The organism is Pseudomonas sp. KH_046_2, assembly GCF_057838985.1.
In genome coordinates this window covers 1974716-1993726 of the sequence record NZ_CM174480.1, presented here as the reverse complement: position 1 = coordinate 1993726, position 19011 = coordinate 1974716, and the positions used below count along the sequence as shown (strand labels likewise).

The 19011-nt window shown below is 60.3% G+C and carries 14 protein-coding genes; 6 read left to right on the top strand and 8 right to left on the bottom strand.

The features are described from left to right. Positions 1 to 103: 103 nt before the first annotated feature. A complete protein-coding gene (gene ppsA, locus AC3IX1_RS09145) occupies positions 104 to 2479 on the bottom strand; it encodes a phosphoenolpyruvate synthase (RefSeq protein ID WP_489387914.1) in 2376 nt (791 codons plus the stop codon). Between the two features lie 174 nt (positions 2480 to 2653). Between ppsA and ppsR the strand changes: the two genes are divergently transcribed. Further along, on the top strand, positions 2654 to 3472 hold the full coding sequence (gene ppsR / locus AC3IX1_RS09140) for a posphoenolpyruvate synthetase regulatory kinase/phosphorylase PpsR (RefSeq protein WP_007996714.1): 819 nt from the start codon (positions 2654 to 2656) through the stop codon (positions 3470 to 3472). Between the two features lie 135 nt (positions 3473 to 3607). Here ppsR and prpD read toward each other — a convergent pair whose 3' ends face one another. From prpD to AC3IX1_RS09110, 6 genes are all read right to left on the bottom strand, one after another. After that, on the bottom strand, positions 3608 to 5092 hold the full coding sequence (prpD, locus tag AC3IX1_RS09135) for a 2-methylcitrate dehydratase (protein WP_489387913.1): 1485 nt from the start codon (positions 5090 to 5092) through the stop codon (positions 3608 to 3610). Positions 5093 to 5124: 32 nt separating this feature from the next. Then, a complete protein-coding gene (prpF, locus tag AC3IX1_RS09130) occupies positions 5125 to 6327 on the bottom strand; it encodes a 2-methylaconitate cis-trans isomerase PrpF (protein WP_489387912.1) in 1203 nt (400 codons plus the stop codon). A gap of 62 nt (positions 6328 to 6389) precedes the next feature. Beyond that, a complete protein-coding gene (gene acnD, locus AC3IX1_RS09125; RefSeq protein WP_489387911.1) occupies positions 6390 to 8984 on the bottom strand; it encodes a Fe/S-dependent 2-methylisocitrate dehydratase AcnD in 2595 nt (864 codons plus the stop codon). A gap of 203 nt (positions 8985 to 9187) precedes the next feature. Next, positions 9188 to 10315 carry a bifunctional 2-methylcitrate synthase/citrate synthase gene (gene prpC, locus AC3IX1_RS09120; protein ID WP_489387910.1) on the bottom strand — a complete coding sequence of 376 codons (1128 nt, stop codon included), beginning with the start codon at positions 10313 to 10315 and terminating at the stop codon, positions 9188 to 9190. A 42-nt stretch (positions 10316 to 10357) separates the two neighbouring features. Then, the gene (gene prpB / locus AC3IX1_RS09115) at positions 10358 to 11248 is read right to left on the bottom strand and encodes a methylisocitrate lyase (protein WP_008017616.1); all 891 of its coding nucleotides are present in this window, start codon (positions 11246 to 11248) and stop codon (positions 10358 to 10360) included. After that, positions 11245 to 11964, bottom strand: a complete 720-nt coding sequence (locus AC3IX1_RS09110; RefSeq protein ID WP_218431358.1) for a GntR family transcriptional regulator — start codon at positions 11962 to 11964, stop codon at positions 11245 to 11247. Before AC3IX1_RS09110 ends, prpB begins: the two co-directional genes overlap by 4 nt. A gap of 297 nt (positions 11965 to 12261) precedes the next feature. Here AC3IX1_RS09110 and rloA point away from each other — a divergent pair, with 297 nt between their 5' ends. From rloA to pabB, 4 genes are all read left to right on the top strand, one after another. Beyond that, a complete protein-coding gene (gene rloA / locus AC3IX1_RS09105) occupies positions 12262 to 12798 on the top strand; it encodes a retropepsin-like aspartic peptidase RloA (protein ID WP_116261799.1) in 537 nt (178 codons plus the stop codon). Between the two features lie 5 nt (positions 12799 to 12803). Continuing rightward, entirely contained in the window at positions 12804 to 14339 is a 1536-nt protein-coding gene (rloB, locus tag AC3IX1_RS09100; RefSeq protein ID WP_489387909.1) for an osmotic stress tolerance membrane protein RloB, read from the top strand. Further along, positions 14339 to 15325, top strand: a complete 987-nt coding sequence (locus AC3IX1_RS09095; protein ID WP_489387908.1) for an alpha-L-glutamate ligase-like protein — start codon at positions 14339 to 14341, stop codon at positions 15323 to 15325. Before rloB ends, AC3IX1_RS09095 begins: the two co-directional genes overlap by 1 nt. Positions 15326 to 15564: 239 nt before the next feature. Continuing rightward, positions 15565 to 16908: an aminodeoxychorismate synthase component I gene (pabB, locus tag AC3IX1_RS09090; RefSeq protein ID WP_489387907.1), complete on the top strand. Its 1344-nt coding sequence runs from the start codon at positions 15565 to 15567 to the stop codon at positions 16906 to 16908. Positions 16909 to 17061: 153 nt separating this feature from the next. Here the strand turns inward: pabB and thrH are convergent, their stop codons facing one another. After that, positions 17062 to 17679 carry a bifunctional phosphoserine phosphatase/homoserine phosphotransferase ThrH gene (thrH, locus tag AC3IX1_RS09085; RefSeq protein ID WP_489387906.1) on the bottom strand — a complete coding sequence of 206 codons (618 nt, stop codon included), beginning with the start codon at positions 17677 to 17679 and terminating at the stop codon, positions 17062 to 17064. Positions 17680 to 17852: 173 nt separating this feature from the next. Here thrH and AC3IX1_RS09080 point away from each other — a divergent pair, with 173 nt between their 5' ends. Then, on the top strand, positions 17853 to 18593 hold the full coding sequence (locus AC3IX1_RS09080; RefSeq protein ID WP_057715715.1) for a phosphoadenylyl-sulfate reductase: 741 nt from the start codon (positions 17853 to 17855) through the stop codon (positions 18591 to 18593). The last annotated feature ends 418 nt before the right edge of the window (positions 18594 to 19011 follow it).

Sequence of the window (19011 nt, the reverse complement as noted above, 5' to 3'; positions counted from 1 at the left end):
TGTAGGAGCGAGCCTGCTCGCGATGGTCGCCAACGATAACGCGTTCATGCTGAAAAAACGCGCTGTTCTGCAGTCCATCGCGAGCAGGCTCGCTCCTACAGGATCAAGCCTGCGCCTGACCCTCTGCCAGGAAGAACCAGGTTTCCAGTACGGAGTCCGGGTTCAACGAAACGCTTTCAATGCCCTGCTCCATCAGCCACTTGGCCAGGTCCGGGTGGTCCGAAGGACCCTGACCGCAGATGCCGATGTATTTGCCGGCCTTGTTGCACGCGGCAATCGCATTGGCCAGCAGCTTCTTCACCGCCGGATTACGCTCGTCGAACAGGTGGGCGATGATGCCGGAGTCACGGTCCAGGCCCAGGGTCAGCTGGGTCAGGTCGTTGGAGCCGATGGAGAAACCGTCGAAGAACTCGAGGAATTCTTCCGCCAGGATGGCGTTGGACGGCAGTTCGCACATCATGATCACGCGCAGACCGTTCTGGCCACGGGCCAGGCCGTTTTCCGCCAGCAGATCGACCACCTGGCTCGCTTCGCCCAGGGTACGAACGAACGGCACCATGATTTCGACGTTGGTCAGGCCCATCTCGTTGCGCACACGCTTCAGAGCGCGGCATTCGAGTTCGAAGCAGTCGCGGAACGATTCGCTGATGTAACGCGAAGCACCGCGGAAGCCCAGCATCGGGTTCTCTTCTTCCGGCTCGTACAGCTTGCCGCCGATCAGGTTGGCGTATTCGTTGGACTTGAAGTCCGACAGGCGCACGATGACTTTCTTCGGCCAGAACGCAGCCGCCAGGGTGCTGATGCCTTCGACCAGTTTCTCGACATAGAAGCCGACCGGATCGTCGTAACCGGCGATGCGCTTGTCGACGCTTTCCTTGATGTCCTGCGGCAGACCGTCGTAGTTCAGCAGTGCCTTGGGGTGCACGCCGATCATGCGGTTGATGATGAACTCCAGGCGGGCCAGGCCCACTCCGGCGTTCGGCAGCTGCGCGAAGTCGAAGGCGCGGTCCGGGTTGCCGACGTTCATCATGATCTTGAACGGCAGCTCCGGCATGGCGTCCACGGAGTTCTTCTTGATGTCGAAGCCCAATTCGCCTTCGAAGATGAAACCGGTGTCGCCTTCAGCGCAGGAAACGGTCACGCCCTGGCCGTCTTTCAACAGCTGGGTGGCGTTGCCGCAACCTACTACCGCTGGAATACCCAGCTCACGGGCGATGATCGCCGCGTGGCAAGTACGGCCGCCACGGTTGGTGACGATGGCGCTGGCGCGCTTCATGACCGGTTCCCAGTCCGGGTCGGTCATGTCGGAAACCAGTACGTCGCCTGGCTGGACCTTGTCCATCTCGGACACGTCCTTGATGATGCGGACCTTGCCGGCGCCGATGCGCTGGCCAATGGCGCGGCCTTCCACCAGCACAGTGCCGGTCTCTTTCAGCAGGTAACGTTCCATGACGTTGGCCTGGGTGCGGCTCTTCACGGTTTCCGGACGGGCCTGCACGATGTACAGCTTGCCGTCGTCACCGTCCTTGGCCCACTCGATGTCCATCGGGCACTTGTAGTGCTTCTCGATGATCATCGCCTGCTTGGCCAACTCGCTGACTTCGGCGTCGCTCAGGCAGAAACGCGCGCGCTCGGCCTTGTCCACGTCGACGGTCTTGACCGAACGACCGGCCTTGGCCTCGTCGCCGTAGATCATCTTGATGGCCTTGCTGCCCAGGTTGCGACGCAGGATGGCCGGACGACCGGCAGCCAGCGTGCCCTTGTGGACGTAGAACTCATCCGGGTTCACCGCGCCTTGTACGACGGTTTCACCCAGGCCGTAGGCGCCGGTGATGAACACCACGTCACGGAAGCCCGATTCGGTATCGAGGGTGAACATCACGCCGGCGGTGCCGGTTTCGGAACGGACCATGCGCTGCACGCCAGCGGACAGGGCCACCAGCTTGTGGTCGAAGCCCTGATGCACGCGATAGGAAATGGCGCGATCGTTGAACAGCGAGGCGAACACCTCTTTGGCGGCGCGAATGACGTTTTCGACACCACGGATGTTCAGGAAGGTTTCCTGTTGGCCGGCGAAGGAAGCGTCCGGCAAGTCTTCAGCGGTGGCGGAAGAACGCACGGCCACGGCCATGTCAGGATTGCCGGCGGACAGCGTGGCGAACGCAGTGCGAATTTCGGCATTCAGTTTTTCAGGGAACTCGGCTTCCATGATCCATTGGCGGATCTGGGCACCGGTCTTGGCCAGGGCATTCACGTCATCGACGTCCAGGGCATCGAGTGCGTCGTGAATCTGCTGGTTCAGGCCGCTCAGCTCCAGGAAATCACGATAAGCCTGAGCGGTCGTGGCGAAGCCGCCGGGCACCGATACACCGGCACCTGCAAGGTTGCTGATCATCTCGCCCAGGGATGCGTTCTTGCCCCCCACATGCTCTACATCATGGACGCCGAGCTTATCGAGGGAAACTACGTACTCTACCAAGGTGATCTCTCCACTAACTGTGTTGGAAAAGCTCAGAAACCGGCTGCTTAAGTGTGCATTTGCCGGCTATATGGCCTGGACCTGGAAAATAAGTGAGAATGCGGGCCAATGGCGGCCGGCAAATCGCGCCTATCATATCCAAGATTCGTTACTAGCTTAAGGCCCAAGGTGCAAATGAAACGATCTGCTTTCTTTATCTCCGATGGTACCGGCATTACCGCCGAAACCCTGGGTCAAAGCCTTCTGGCGCAGTTCGAAAACATTACCTTCAGCAAAGTCACGCGGCCGTACATCGACAACGTGGACAAAGCGCGGGCCATGGTACAACAAATCAACAAAGCCGCCGAAACCGACGGCTTCCGTCCGATTATCTTCGACACCATCGTCAATCAGGACATTCGTGAGATTCTCGCAACCTCGAATGGTTTCATGATCGACATTTTCTCGACGTTCCTGGCACCGCTTGAACAGGAACTGACCGAGCATTCTTCCTACACTGTCGGCAAGTCCCACTCCATCGGCGCCAACACCAATTACATGGAGCGCATCGAGGCCGTTAACTTCGCCCTCGACAACGACGACGGCGCCCGCACGCACTATTACGACAAGGCCGACCTGATACTAGTGGGCGTGTCGCGATGTGGTAAGACGCCGACGTGCCTGTACATGGCCATGCAATTCGGTATCCGCGCAGCCAACTACCCACTGACCGAAGACGACATGGAACGCCTGCAACTGCCAAACGCCCTGCGCGCCCACCAGCACAAGCTGTTCGGCCTGACCATCGACCCGGACCGCCTCACCGCGATCCGCAACGAGCGCAAACCCAACAGCCGCTATTCGAGCTACGCCCAGTGCGAGTTCGAAGTGCGCGAGGTCGAGAACCTGTTCCGCCGCGAGAACATTCCGAACATCAATTCCACACATTTTTCCGTGGAAGAAATCTCCGCGAAGATTCTCGTGGAGAAAGGTGTGGAGCGGCGTTTCAAGTAGTTCTCCGGCGCCTGACCTACCGCTTTCGCGAGCAAGCCCGCTCCCACATTGGATTTCTGTCATACACAAATTTTGTGTTCACAGCAGATCCCCTGTGGGAGCGGGCTTGCTCGCGATGAACGATAACTCGGTCTCCTAGATAACAAACAAATCCACAAACCGGTTCACCGCTGTCGCCTCAAGCCTCGCCTGATCCTTGCACAACTCGAAAATTTCCTCGCTGCGCTGCCCCGCGAATCGTGTCAGCACGTTCGCCTTGAACTTGTCCTCCAGCAACGGGATACCTTCAGTCCGGCGCCGACGATGCCCAATCGGGTATTCCACGACGACGTTTTCCGTGCTCGAACCGTCCTTGAAAAACACCTGCAGCGCATTGGCAATCGAGCGCTTGTCGGCCTCCAGATATTCACGGGTGTAACGTGGTTCCTCGACGATAACCATCTTGTCGCGCAGCACATCGATGATCGGATGTGCTTTGTGGAAATCGTCCTCATAGTGCTCCGCCACCAGATTGCCGAAGGCCAGCGGCACGGCAGTCATGTACTGGATGCAGTGATCGCGGTCGGCGGCATTGGCCAGCGGGCCGACCTTGGAAATAATGCGAATCGCCGACTCATGAGTGGTAATGACGATCCGGTCGATTTCGTGCAGACGATTGCGCACTTGCGGATGCAGGGTCACCGCCGCTTCACATGCGGTTTGCGCGTGAAACTCGGCCGGAAAACTGATCTTGAACAGCACATTTTCCATCACATAACTGCCGTACGGCCGCGAAAAACTGAAGCCGCGCTTGTCTTCAGGCTTGAGCGCCAGGTCATTGTTGGTGTGGCTGAACAATACGTCGTAAAACCCCCACTGCTTGGCACTCAACACGCCGGGAATACCCATCTCGCCACGCATCGCAATATCCGCCAATCGCACGCCACGACTGGACGCATCACCCGCCGCCCAGGACTTGCGCGAGCCGGCATTCGGCGCATGCCGGTACGTGCGCAGGGCCTGACCGTCGGCAAAGGCGTGGGACAACGCCGACAACATCTGCTCGCGATTGGCGCCCATCAGCTTGGCGGTGACCGCGGTTGAGGCGACTTTGACCAGAATCACGTGATCGAGGCCGACACGGTTGAACGAGTTTTCCAGGGCGATCACGCCTTGAATCTCGTGGGCCATGATCATCGCTTCAAGCACTGTACGCATGGTCAGCGGTGCCACGCCATTAGCCAGGTGCTTTTGTGATAAATGGTCGGCTACCGCGAGAATGCCGCCGAGGTTGTCCGACGGATGCCCCCACTCCGCCGCGAGCCAGGTGTCGTTATAGTCGAGCCAACGCACAATGCAGCCGATGTCCCACGCCGCCTTCACCGGATCGAGTCGGTAACCGGTCCCCGGCACCCGGGCGCCGAACGGCACGACAGTGCCTTCCACCACGGGTCCCAAATGCTTGGTGCACTCGGGAAAACGCAGGGCCAGCAGGCCGCAACCCAAGGTATCGATCAGACAGTTGCGCGCGGTATCCAGCGCCTCTGCGGACTCGATCTTGTAGTTGAGAACGTAATCGGCAATGTCCTGCAGGACCTTGTCGTAGTCGGGGCGGTTGTTCAGGTCGACGTTGGCACTCATGTTCGATTCACCCTGAAGGGAATTAATGTCGGTTAGAAAGAATCACCCGGCACCCGCACAAACCCTTCCATCAACACCCGCGCACTGCGGCTCATGATGGCTTTGTTCACGGTCCATTCGCCGTTGACCTGGCTGGCTTCGGCGCCGACGCGCAAAGTGCCGGACGGATGGCCGAAGCGCACCGCGTTGCGTTCGATCCCGCCCGCCGCGAGGTTGACCAGAGTGCCGGTGATCGCTGCCGCCGTGCCGATTGCGACGGCCGCCGTGCCCATCATTGCGTGGTGCAGCTTGCCCATGGACAGCGCACGCACCAACAGGTCGACATCGCCTGCCGCAATGGCTTTGCCGCTGGACGAAACGTAGTCCGCCGGCTTGGCCACGAAGGCCACTTTTGGCGTGTGTTGGCGCTTGGCCGCTTCGTCGATATTGGAAATCAGGCCCATGCGCAATGCGCCGTAAGCGCGGATGGTTTCGAACATCAGCAAGGCTTTCGGGTCGCCATTGATCGCGCCCTGCAATTCGGTGCCCTTGTAGCCGATGTCTTCGGCATTGACGAAAATCGTCGGGATGCCGGCATTGATCATGGTCGCCTTGAAGGTACCGACCCCGGGTACTTCGAGGTCATCCACCAGGTTGCCGGTAGGGAACATGGAACCGCCACCGCCCTCTTCGTCCGCCGCCGGGTCGAGGAACTCGATCTGCACTTCGGCCGCCGGGAAGGTCACGCCGTCGAGTTCGAAATCACCGGTTTCCTGTACTTCACCATTGGTGATCGGCACGTGGGCGATGATGGTCTTGCCGATATTGGCCTGCCACACGCGAACCACCGCCACGCCGTTGTGCGGGATGCGGCTGGCGTCCACCAGGCCATTGCTGACGGCGAACGAACCGACCGCCGCCGACAGGTTGCCGCAGTTGCCGCTCCAATCCACGAAGGGCTTGTCGATCGACACCTGACCGAACAGGTAGTCGACGTCGTGATCAGCCTTGATGCTTTTCGACAGGATCACGGTTTTGCTGGTGCTGGAGGTCGCGCCGCCCATGCCGTCGATTTGTTTGTCGTACGGATCCGGGCTGCCGATCACCCGCAGCAATAAAGCATCGCGGGCCGGGCCCGGGACCTGTGCCGCTTCAGGCAAATCCTTGAGGCTGAAAAACACGCCTTTGCTGGTGCCGCCGCGCATGTAGGTTGCGGGTATCCTTATTTGCTTTGGAAAAGTAGCTGCGTGAGCCATGGTGCTCGTTACTCCTTTAAATGAGACACGGGACCTGAAGTCCCGTGTCTGTACTGCTTGTGTTAAACGGCAACCGCCGATTCTTCGAGGAAGTCCTGGGCGAAGCGTTGCAGCACGCCACCGGCCTCGTAGATCGACACTTCTTCAGCGGTGTCGAGGCGGCAGGTCACCGGCACATCGACGCGTTCGCCGTTCGTGCGATGGATCACCAGCGTCAGGTCTGCACGCGGAGTGCGGTCGCCAATCACGTCGTAGGTTTCGCTGCCGTCGATGGCCAGGGTATGGCGGTTGGTGCCCGGTTTGAACTCCAGCGGCAACACGCCCATGCCCACCAGGTTGGTGCGGTGAATGCGCTCGAAACCTTCGGCGGCAATCGCTTCCACACCGGCCAGACGCACGCCCTTCGCCGCCCAGTCGCGGGACGAACCCTGACCGTAGTCGGCGCCGGCGATGATGATCAGCGGCTGCTTGCGATCCATGTAGGTTTCGATGGCTTCCCACATGCGCATCACTTTGCCTTCCGGCTCGACACGGGCCAGCGAACCCTGCTTGACCTTGCCGTTTTCCAGAACCATTTCGTTGAACAGTTTCGGGTTGGCGAAGGTCGCGCGTTGCGCAGTCAGGTGGTCACCACGGTGAGTCGCGTAAGAGTTGAAGTCCTCTTCCGGCAGGCCCATTTTCGCCAGGTATTCGCCGGCGGCGCTGTCAAGCATGATGGCGTTGGACGGCGACAGGTGATCGGTGGTGATGTTGTCCGGCAGTACCGCCAGCGGGCGCATGCCCTTGAGCGGACGGGCGCCGGCCAGCGCGCCTTCCCAGTACGGCGGACGGCGGATGTAGGTGCTCATTTCGCGCCAGTCGTACAGCGGCGCGACTTTCGGGCCGGTGTCTTCGTGGATGGCGAACATTGGAATGTAGACCTGACGGAACTGCTCCGGCTTCACCGAGGCCTTGACCACTGCGTCGATTTCTTCGTCGCTCGGCCAGATGTCTTTCAGGCGGATTTCCTTGCCGTCGACCACGCCCAGCACATCTTTTTCGATGTCGAAACGGATGGTACCGGCGATGGCGTAAGCGACCACCAATGGCGGCGACGCCAGGAACGCTTGCTTGGCGTACGGGTGAATCCGGCCGTCGAAGTTACGGTTGCCGGACAACACGGCAGTGGCGTACAGGTCGCGGTCGATGATCTCTTGCTGGATCACCGGGTCCAGTGCACCGGACATGCCGTTGCAAGTGGTGCAGGCGAAGGCGACGACGCCGAAGCCAAGTTTGTCCAGCTCATTGGTCAGGCCGGCTTCGTCGAGGTACAGCGCGACGGTTTTCGAACCCGGTGCCAGGGACGACTTGACCCACGGCTTGCGGGTCAGGCCGAGCTTGTTGGCGTTGCGCGCCAGCAGGCCGGCAGCGATTACGTTGCGCGGGTTGCTGGTGTTGGTGCAGCTGGTGATGGCCGCGATGATCACCGCGCCGTCCGGCATTTGGCCAGGCACGTCGTCCCACTGACCGGCGATGCCTTTGGCCGCCAGATCCGCAACCGCTACACGGGCGTGTGGGTTGCTTGGGCCAGCCATGTTGCGCACGACCGAGGACAGATCGAACGTCAGGCCGCGCTCGTATTGCGCACCCTTGAGGCTGTCAGCCCACAAGCCGGTCTGCTTGGCGTAGTTCTCGACCAACTGCACCTGCTCGTCTTCACGGCCGGTGAGCTTGAGGTAGTCGATGGTTTGCTGGTCGATGTAGAACATCGCCGCGGTGGCGCCGTATTCCGGGGCCATGTTGGAGATGGTCGCGCGGTCGCCGAGGGTCAGCGCCGATGCACCTTCGCCGAAGAACTCCAGCCACGCGCCAACGACTTTTTGCTTGCGCAGGAACTCGGTCAGCGCAAGCACCATGTCGGTGGCGGTGATGCCCGGTTGCAGCTTGCCAGTCAGTTCGACGCCAACGCTTTCCGGCAGGCGCATCCACGATGCGCGGCCGAGCATCACGCTTTCGGCTTCGAGACCACCGACACCGATGGCGATCACGCCCAACGCATCGACGTGCGGGGTGTGGCTGTCGGTGCCGACGCAGGTATCAGGGAAGGCCACGCCGTCACGCACCTGGATCACCGGAGACATTTTCTCCAGGTTGATCTGGTGCATGATGCCGTTGCCCGGCGGGATCACGTCGACGTTCTTGAACGCCTTCTTGGTCCAGTTGATGAAGTGGAAACGGTCTTCGTTGCGACGGTCTTCGATGGCGCGGTTCTTCTCGAACGCTTCCGGATCGAAGCCACCACGCTCGACGGCCAGGGAGTGGTCGACGATCAGTTGCGTCGGCACCACCGGGTTGACTTGCGCCGGGTCGCCGCCTTGCAGGGCGATGGCGTCACGCAGGCCGGCCAGGTCGACCAAAGCGGTCTGACCGAGAATGTCGTGGCACACCACGCGGGCCGGGAACCACGGGAAGTCGAGGTCGCGCTTGCGCTCGATGAATTGCTTCAGGGATTCGGTGAGCGTGGCCGGGTCGCAGCGACGCACAAGGTTTTCCGCCAGCACACGGGAGGTGTACGGCAGGGTGTCGTAGGCGCCGGGCTGGATCGCCTCGACTGCCGCGCGGACGTCGAAGTAATCCAGTTTGCTGCCGGGCAGCGGTTTACGGAATTGAGTGTTCATCGTCAGGACTCGGTCACGGTAGTTACAAAAGGTGGGGCCTGGCACCAGTACTGAAGGTCACACTATCCACTGTGGGAGCGGGCTTGCCCGCGATGACTGAGTCACATCCAACAGGTATGTCGACTGACCCGCCGCTATCGCGGGCAAGCCCGCTCCCACAGGGTTTTCGGTGAACTTCAATATCAGTGCTTAGCCTCCACCATTCAGCGTTGTTCGATTGGTACGAACTTGCGCTGTTCAACGCCGGTGTACTCGGCGCTTGGACGGATGATGCGGTTGTTGGCACGTTGTTCGTACACGTGGGCGGCCCAGCCGGTCAGGCGCGAGCAGACGAAAATCGGTGTGAACAACTTGGTCGGGATGCCCATGAAGTGGTACGCCGAGGCATGGTAGAAGTCGGCGTTCGGGAACAGTTTCTTCTGCTCCCACATGGTCTTGTCGATGGCTTCGGAGACCGGGAACAACACCTTGTCGCCCACTTCGTCGGCGAGCTTTTTCGACCAGCCCTTGATCACCTCGTTGCGCGGATCGTTGTCCTTATAGATCGCGTGACCGAAGCCCATGATCTTGTCCTTGCGCTCCAGCATGCCGAGGGTGCCTTTGATCGCATCTTCCGGCGACGAGAAGCGCTCGATCATTTCCATCGCCGCTTCGTTGGCGCCGCCGTGCAGCGGGCCGCGCAGCGAGCCGATGGCCGCGGTGATGCACGAATACAGGTCGGACAGGGTCGACGCGCAAACACGTGCGGTGAAAGTCGACGCGTTGAACTCGTGCTCCGCGTAGAGGATCAGCGAAACGTTCATCACTTTCACGTGCAGCTCGCTCGGCTTCTTGCCGTGCAGCAGGTGCAGGAAGTGGCCGCCGATGGACGGCTCGTCGCTCACGCATTCGATGCGCTTGCCTTCGTGGCTGAAGCGATACCAGTAGGTCATGATCGCCGGGAACGCGGCCAGCAGGCGGTCGGTCTTGTCGTGTTGCTCGGAGAAGTTGTTCTCCGGCTCCAGGTTGCCCAGGAACGAGCAGCCAGTGCGCATCACGTCCATCGGGTGGGCGTCGGCAGGGATGCGTTCCAGCACTTCTTTCAGCGCTTGCGGCAGGTCGCGCAGCTTGCTCAGCTTGGCAACGTAGGCTGCCAGTTGCGCCTTGCTCGGCAGTTCGCCGTACAGCAGCAGGTAAGCGACTTCTTCAAACTGCGCGTCTGCCGCCAGTTCACGAACGTCATAACCACGATAGGTCAGACCGGCACCCGACTGGCCCACGGTGGACAGTGCGGTTTGCCCGGCTACCTGGCCACGGAGCCCGGCGCCACTGAGTACTTTTGCTTCGGCCATTTCTGCCTCCAGTTTCTTGAATTTATTAGGGAGTTATTCGACTTACTTTTTCGCGGCGAACAACGCATCGAGCTTCTGCTCGAAGGTGTGGTAGTCGATGCGATCGTAAAGCTCCATGCGAGTCTGCATGGTGTCGATGACGTTCTGTTGCGTGCCATCGCGACGGATCGCGGTGTAGACGTTTTCCGCCGCCTTGTTCATGGCGCGGAACGCCGACAGCGGGTACAGCACCAGGGATACGTCGGCAGCGGCCAGTTGCTCGGTGGTGTACAGCGGCGTCGCGCCGAATTCGGTGATGTTGGCCAGGATCGGCGCTTTCACGCGGTTGGCGAACAGCTTGTACATTTCAAGTTCAGTGATGGCTTCCGGGAACACCATGTCGGCGCCGGCCTCGATACACGCGGCGGCGCGATCCAGGGCAGACTCCAGGCCTTCCACCGCCAGGGCGTCGGTACGGGCCATGATCACGAAGCTGTCGTCGGTACGCGCATCGACGGCGGCCTTGATGCGGTCGACCATTTCCTGCTGGGTCACGATTTCTTTATTAGGACGGTGACCGCAGCGCTTTGCACCGACCTGGTCTTCGATATGAATCGCTGCGGCGCCAAACTTGATCATCGACTTGACGGTGCGAGCGACGTTGAACGCCGAGGAACCGAAACCGGTGTCCACGTCCACCAGCAATGGCAGGTCGCAAACATCGGTGATACGCCGTACGTCGGTCAGCACGTCATCCAGACCGGTGATGCCCAGGTCCGGCACGCCGAGGGAGCCGGCAGCCACCCCGCCACCCGACAGGTAGATCGCCTTGAAACCGGCGCGCTTGGCCAGCAGCGCATGGTTGGCATTGATCGCACCGACCACTTGCAATGGATGCTCGCTGGCGACCGCATCGCGGAAACGCTGGCCTGGAGTGCTCTTGTTCAAACTCATGACTCACCTCGTTTGGCTGTCGGGTTGGCGCCGTCCTGGTAATGACGGGCGATGTTGCGTTTGGAGGCGCCGATGTGACGGCGCATCAACAACTCGGCCAGTTCACCGTCACGGTCGGCGATGGCATCGAGAATTCGGTGGTGCTCGGCGAACGCCTGGTGCGGGCGATTGGGCGTGGTGGAAAACTGGATGCGGTACATGCGCACCAGTTGATACAGCTCGCCGCAGAGCATTTGGGTCAGCGTGCGGTTGCCGCTGCCCTGAATGATTCGGTAATGGAAGTCGAAATCGCCTTCCTGCTGGTAGTAGCCTCTCCCGGCCTGAAACGCCTCATCGCGCTCGTGGGTTTCCAGGACCCGACGCAGCTCGTCGATTTCTTCGAGGCTCATGCGCTCGGCGGCCAAGCGACAGGCCATGCCTTCCAGGGATTCGCGGATTTCGTATAGCTCAATCAGTTCGGCGTGGTTGAGCGACACCACCCGAGCGCCGACATGCGGCACGCGAACCAGCAGGCGCTGGCCTTCCAGACGGTGGATGGCCTCGCGCAACGGGCCACGGCTGATGCCGTAGGTGCGCGCCAGTTCCGGTTCGGAGATTTTGCTGCCCGGCGCGATCTCGCCTTTGACGATAGCCGCCTGAATGCGTCGGAAGACGTTCTCGGAAAGCGTCTCCGTATCGTCTTGCGTAGAAACCGGGGGATCGAGTTGATCCAGCATATTGTCGACACCTTGTAAGCCAATGCCGTAAAAACTAACGAATACAGGCGCGCCAGTCAAAGGATAAATAGATATTGTCGACAATCTTTTGATAACCGGCTGCACCATAACGACGCAACCCGTCTATTTATAGCCACCGGCCAGCGCTGGCGCCATCAAGCCACCGTGCTAGAATGCCGCCCGCATTTGTTTGTCACATCTGCACTGCCTGTCATAAAACTCTGCCAGGCATACGAGGGAGCTTGCGCAGTGATGCCAGGGCCTTGAATCAAGTCGGACCGCTGCGCACCAGGATTTATGAGACTCAAGCCCTTCCCTGCCTTCCTTTATTTTCTTTGCCTGCCCGGCTTCGCAATGGCCGGGGAAAAGACCGTGTATGGCCTCAATGAGTACGCATCGCTCAATGGCATCGATCTGGAAGTGGCGGCCAAACTCGACACCGGGGCGAAAACCGCTTCCCTGAGTGCACGGGATATCAAACGCTTCAAACGCAACGGCGAGTCGTGGGTGCGTTTTTATCTGGCCATCGACACCGCCCATTCGCACCCGATCGAACGCCCGCTGGCCCGTGTCAGCAAGATCAAGCGCAGGGCCGGCGACTACGACCCGGAGGAAGGCAAGAAGTACACGGCCCGCCCGGTGATCGAACTGGACATCTGCATGGGCTCGGCCCTGCGCAGCATCGAAGTGAACCTGACCGACCGCAGCGCTTTCCAATACCCGCTACTGATTGGCTCCGAAGCGCTCAAACGCTTCGATGCACTGGTTGACCCCAGCCTTAAATATGCTGCCGGCAAACCTGCCTGCACCACCGACGCTCATACCGCCGAGTAATTCAAATGCGCTCTCTTACCCTTCACCTGAAACTGCTGATCGCCATCCTGGTGGTGCTGGGCATTTCAGTTACGGCCTATCAGATCTTCGTGCTGGGCATCCCCGTGACCGAAGACGCCACCGACGACCTGTGGAACATCGACGCCAAGGTCGAGTTCGTCGCCAGCGCCAAGGACCCGGTCAAGATCCAGATGTTCGTGCCTCCGCTGAGCCGCGACTTCGTCAGCCTCAACGAGAGCTTCATCTCCAACAACTACGGCGTGGCCGTGAACCGGGTCGACGGCAACCGCAAGGTCACCTGGTCGGCACGCCGGGCCAAAGGCAACCAGACGCTGTATTACCGCCTGGTACTGACCAAGCGCTATTCCGGCGAGAAAGCCAAGATCAAAGGCCCGACCTTTCGCGACAGCATCACCATCGAAGGCCCGGAAAAAATCGCCGCCGAAGCCCTGCTCGCACCGATTCGCCAACACTCGGCCGACGTCGAAACCTTCGTCGGCGAAGCCATCAAGCGGGTCAACAACCTCAACGACGACAACGTGAAACTGCTGCTGGCCGGTGATCCATCCGCCGCGCACAAGGCGAAAATCGTCGAGTTGCTGCTGTCCATCGCCCACGTGCCGATCGAGAAGGTCCACACCATCCGCCTGGTGGCTGACCAGCCGCAAATGCCGGAACTGTGGCTGCGCAGTTTCAATGGCACCGACTGGCTGTACTTCAACCCGGAATCCGGTGAACAGGGCCTGCCGACCGACCGCCTGCTGTGGTGGACCGGCGACGAAAACCTGATCACCGTCGATGGCGGCAAGAAAGCCAACGTGACCTTCAGTCTGAACAACAGCGAAATGAACGCCATTCGCCTGGCCAAGCTGACCGACGAAAACACCGACGCCAACTTCCTCGAGTACTCGCTGTACGGCCTGCCGCTGCAAACCCAGCAGACCTTCATGATCATGGTGATGATCCCGATCGGCGTGCTGGTGATCCTGATCCTGCGCAACCTGATCGGCATCCAGACCCTGGGTACCTTCACCCCGGTGCTGATCGCCCTGGCCTTCCGCGAAACCCAGCTCGGCTTCGGTATCGTGCTGTTTACCATCATCACGGCGCTGGGCCTGTCGCTGCGCTCCTACCTCGAACACCTGAAACTGCAAATGCTGCCGAGGTTGTCGGTGGTGCTGACGTTCGTGGTGGTGCTGATTGCGGCCATCAGCCTGCTCAGTCATAAACTCGGCCTGGAGCGCGGCTTGTCGGTCGCGCTGTTCCCGATGGTGATCCTGACCATGACCATCGAACGCCTGTCGATCACCTGGGAAGAGCGCGGCGGTGGCCATGCCATGAAAGTGGCCATCGGCACGCTGTTCGCAGCCTCCCTGGCGCATCTGATCATGACCGTGCCGGAACTGGTGTACTTCGTATTCACTTTCCCGGCGATTCTGCTGATCCTGGTAGGTTTCATGCTGTCCATGGGGCGTTATCGCGGTTATCGCTTGACCGAACTGGTGCGCTTCAAGGCCTTCCTGAAAAAGGTTGACGCCTGATGTTCGGCCTCTGGAAGACCTGGAAGGCCCTGGAAGCCCGGGGCATCATGGGGATCAATCGGCGCAACGCAGACTACGTGCTCAAGTACAACAAGCGCAGCCTGTACCCGATCGTCGATGACAAGATCATCACCAAGGAACGCGCCATCGCCGCCGGCATCCACGTGCCCGAGCTGTATGGCGTAATTTCCACCGAGAAGGAAATAGACAACCTCGAACAGATCATCGGCGCACGCAGTGATTTCGTGATCAAACCGGCCCAGGGCGCTGGCGGCGATGGCATCCTGGTCATCGCCGACCGCTTTGAAGGGCGTTATCGAACGGTGTCCGGCAGGATCATCAGCCATGAAGAAATCGAGCATCAGGTTTCCAGCATCCTGACCGGCCTGTACTCCCTGGGCGGTCACCGCGACCGGGCGCTGATCGAATACCGGGTGATTCCGGACCAGATCTTCAAGAGCATCAGCTATGAAGGCGTGCCGGACATTCGCATCATTGTGTTGATGGGCTACCCGGTAATGGCCATGTTGCGCCTGCCGACGCGCCAGTCCAACGGCAAGGCCAACCTGCACCAGGGCGCCATCGGTGTCGGCGTGGACCTGGCCACCGGCCTGACCCTGCGCGGCACCTGGCTGAACAACATCATCAACAAACACCCGGACACCACGAACGCAGTGGATGGCGTGCAACTGCCCTACTGGGACGGTTTCATGAAACTCGCCGCTGGTTGCTATGAGTTGTGCGGCCTGGGCTACATCGGTGTCGACATGGTCCTGGACCAGGAAAAAGGCCCGCTGATTCTGGAGCTCAACGCCCGACCGGGGCTGAATATCCAGATTGCCAATGACTGCGGCCTGACGCTGCGCACTCATGCGGTCGAGGCGCGACTGGAAGACCTCAAGGCTCGTGGCGTGACCGAAACGGTCGAAGAGCGCATGGCGTTTGTGCAGGAGATGTTTGGGCATATTCCTGCGGTCGAAGGCTGATCCCTTGTGGGGAGGGGGCTTGCCCCCGTTGGGTTGCGTAGCGGCCCCAATCCATCCGCCTCTGGTTTATCAGCTAGACCGAGTTAACCGGGTTTGCGACTGCTGCGCAGCCGAACGGGGGCAAGCCCCCTCGCCACAAGAGTGTGCGGCCACATGCCTCTTTCCGACATCCCTCTAGGACCAAATCCTGCAGAGGACTACAATCGCCACCCCGCCTCGATGGCTGACTTCCCCCGCCCATGTTGACCTGCTCCGTACACCCGCTGCCCTATCGCGCCAACCCCGCCGAATATTTCGCGGCGATTCGCCATGCCCCTGGCGCCGTCCTGCTCGACAGCGGACGCCCCAGCGCCGACCGCGGTCGCTATGACCTGCTCAGCGCCTGGCCATTGGAGCAACTGACGGTATCGCCCGACGAAAGTGGCGACGCTTTCCTGCAACGCCTGCGCGATAACCTGACACGCCTGGGCGAAGCCACTCTACCGGCACCTCATGAGTTGCCGTTTGCCGGTGGATTGATCGGCTACCTGAGTTACGACTTCGGCCGACATCTGGAGCGCCTGCCGAGCCAGGCCCGTGACGACCTGCATCTGCCTGACGCGCGTTTCGGCTTGTACGGCTGGGCATTGATCAGCGATCACCTGTCGCTGACCAGTCAATTGGTGTTCCACCCGACCCTGCCCGACAGCGAGCGTCAGCGCCTGATCGAACTGTTCAGCCAGCCTGCACCGCAAGAGGTCGCGCCCTTCAAACTGCTCACCCCTATGACTGCCGACTTGAGCGCTGACGAGTATCAACAGGCCATCGAGCGCATCCAGCAATACATTCAGGCCGGCGACTGTTATCAGGTCAACTTCGCCCAGCGTTTTCGCGCACCCTGCCAGGGTGATCCATGGGCCGCCTACTGCGCACTGCGCGCAGCGTGTCCGACGCCTTTTTCCGGCTTCCAGAGCTTGCCTGATGGCGATGCCGTACTCAGCCTGTCGCCGGAGCGCTTCGTCAAAGTCAGCCAGGGCCATGTGGAAACCCGCCCGATCAAGGGCACACGCCCGCGAGGCCTGACGCCTGAGCAAGACGCCGCGAACGCCGCCGAACTCCTGGCCAGCCCCAAGGACCGCGCGGAAAACCTGATGATTGTCGACCTGCTGCGCAATGACCTCGGTCGCACCTGCCGCACCGGCTCGGTACGGGTGCCGGAATTGTTCAGCCTGGAAAGCTATCCGAACGTGCACCACCTGGTGAGCAGCGTCACCGGTGAACTGGCGGATGACCGCGACGCCCTGGACCTGATCGCCGGCAGCTTCCCCGGCGGCTCGATTACCGGCGCGCCAAAGATTCGCGCCATGCAGATTATCGACGAGCTGGAACCGACCCGGCGCGGCCTGTATTGCGGTTCATTGATCTATCTGGACGTGCGCGGCGAAATGGACAGTTCCATCGCCATCCGCAGTTTGCTGGTCAAGGACGGGCAGGTGTGTTGCTGGGGCGGTGGCGGGATTGTCGCGGACTCAGAGTGGCAGGCTGAGTATCAGGAGTCGATCACCAAGGTGAAGGTGCTGCTCGATACCTTACAAAACCTCTGACACACCGCTTTTGTGGCGAGGGGGCTTGCCCCCGTTGGGTCGCGAAGCGACCCCAATACCTAAGACCGCGCATCCTCAGATAGAACACGTGTACCGGTTTGCGACTGCTGCGCAGCCGAACGGGGGCAAGCCCCCTCGCCACAGGGGATCGAGTTACAGGCTCAAGGTCCGATTCGAAGCCTTGATAAACTCCTGCTTCAGCTCCTCAAACGTATGCACCGCCGGGAACTGCGGGAACTGCGCAATCACGTTATCCGGCGCATGGAACAGAATCCCGGCATCGGCCTCGCCCAGCATCGTGGTGTCGTTGTAGGAATCCCCCGCCGCGATCACCCGGTAGTAGAGGCTCTTGAAGGCCAGGACCGACTGACGTTTTGGATCTTTCTGACGCAGTTGATAGTCAGTGACTCGCCCGGTGTCGTCAGTAATCAGGCGATGGCAGAGCAAGGTCGGGAAGCCCAGCTGGCGCATCAACGGCTGGGAGAACTCATAGAAGGTGTCCGACAGGATCACCACCTGGAAGCGCTCGCGCAGCCAATCGACGAATTCGATGGCGCCGTCCAGCGGATTGAGCGTGGCGATCACTTCCTGGATGTCGGAGAGCTTCAGGCCGTGCTCGTCGAGAATCCGCAGGCGCTGCTTCATCAGCACGTCGTAGTCGGGAATGTCCCGGGTGGTGGCCCTGAGGGCTTCGATCCCGGTTTTTTCGGCGAAGGCGATCCAGATTTCCGGGACCAGCACACCTTCAAGATCCAGACAGGCAATTTCCACAAGACACTCCCATTTGTATTGATTATTGAGTCGAGCGAGCAAAAAGACTGCCGAACTCTAGCGACTCGGGCTTGCCTGCGCAACGCAGAGGATGCCCCGGCCCGCGCAGCTTTTTGTTACCATCGACCCCATATAGAGCGCCCAGCGCCACCGACCTGTAGGAAGCCGCCCTGATGAGCCCAACGTTCGACGTCGTGGAACTCGCCACGACCTATGCCAACAAGTCCGCCCAGGACATTCTCAAACTCGCGTTCGCCGAGTTCGGCGATGACCTGTGGATATCTTTCAGCGGCGCCGAGGATGTGGTGCTGGTGGACATGGCCTGGAAGCTGAACAAGAACGTCAAAGTGTTCAGCCTCGACACCGGCCGCCTGCACCCCGAGACCTACCGCTTCATCGATCAGGTGCGCGAGCACTACAAGATCGACATCGAGCTGGTGTCGCCGGACTACACGAAACTCGAACCCTTCGTGAAGGAAAAAGGCTTGTTCAGCTTCTACAAGGACGGCCATGGCGAATGCTGCGGCATCCGCAAGATCGAACCGCTGCGCCGCAAGCTCTCTGGCGTAACGGCCTGGGCCACCGGCCAGCGCCGGGACCAGAGCCCCGGCACCCGCAGCGCCGTCGCGGTGATGGAAATCGACACCGCGTTCTCCACCCCGGAACGCACCCTGTACAAGTTCAACCCGCTGGCACAAATGACCAGCGAAGAGATCTGGGGCTACATCCGCATGCTGGAGTTGCCGTACAACAGCCTGCACGAACGCGGCTTCATCAGCATCGGCTGCGAACCCTGCACCCGCCCGGTGCTGCCGAACCAGCATGAGCGCGAAGGCCGCTGGTGGTGGGAAGAAGCGACGCAGAAGGAGTGCGGGCTGCATGCGGGGAATATCATCAGCAAATCCAAAGCGTAAACCCACTGTAGGAGCGAGCCTGCTCCGGGCGGCGTTCCGACGATGAACCCGAGAACGCAGCGGGGTATCAGGCACCCCGCGTTATCGTTGACGACCATCGCGAGCAGGCTCGCTCCTACAGTGTTATCTGCAGCTTCAAAAATGTGTACACAAGAATGTCACCATCGGTGCCATTTATGTGTGCACTTTTAGTTTCTGCGCCCCCAAAAGTTACATTCCGACGCCTGACTCGCGCCGCTACGCCTTCCTGAACCCCTTCCAAAAATAAATACCTGATCAAACAGTCAATTTATATTGACTATTTTTCAGTAGCTTGGCGAAAAGCCATAACAAAACGAAATGAGCAGCGCCTTTCATAGAACTTCTGACTGGCATGGATCTGGCTTTAGTGCATACATGTTTTGTATACAATCAATTC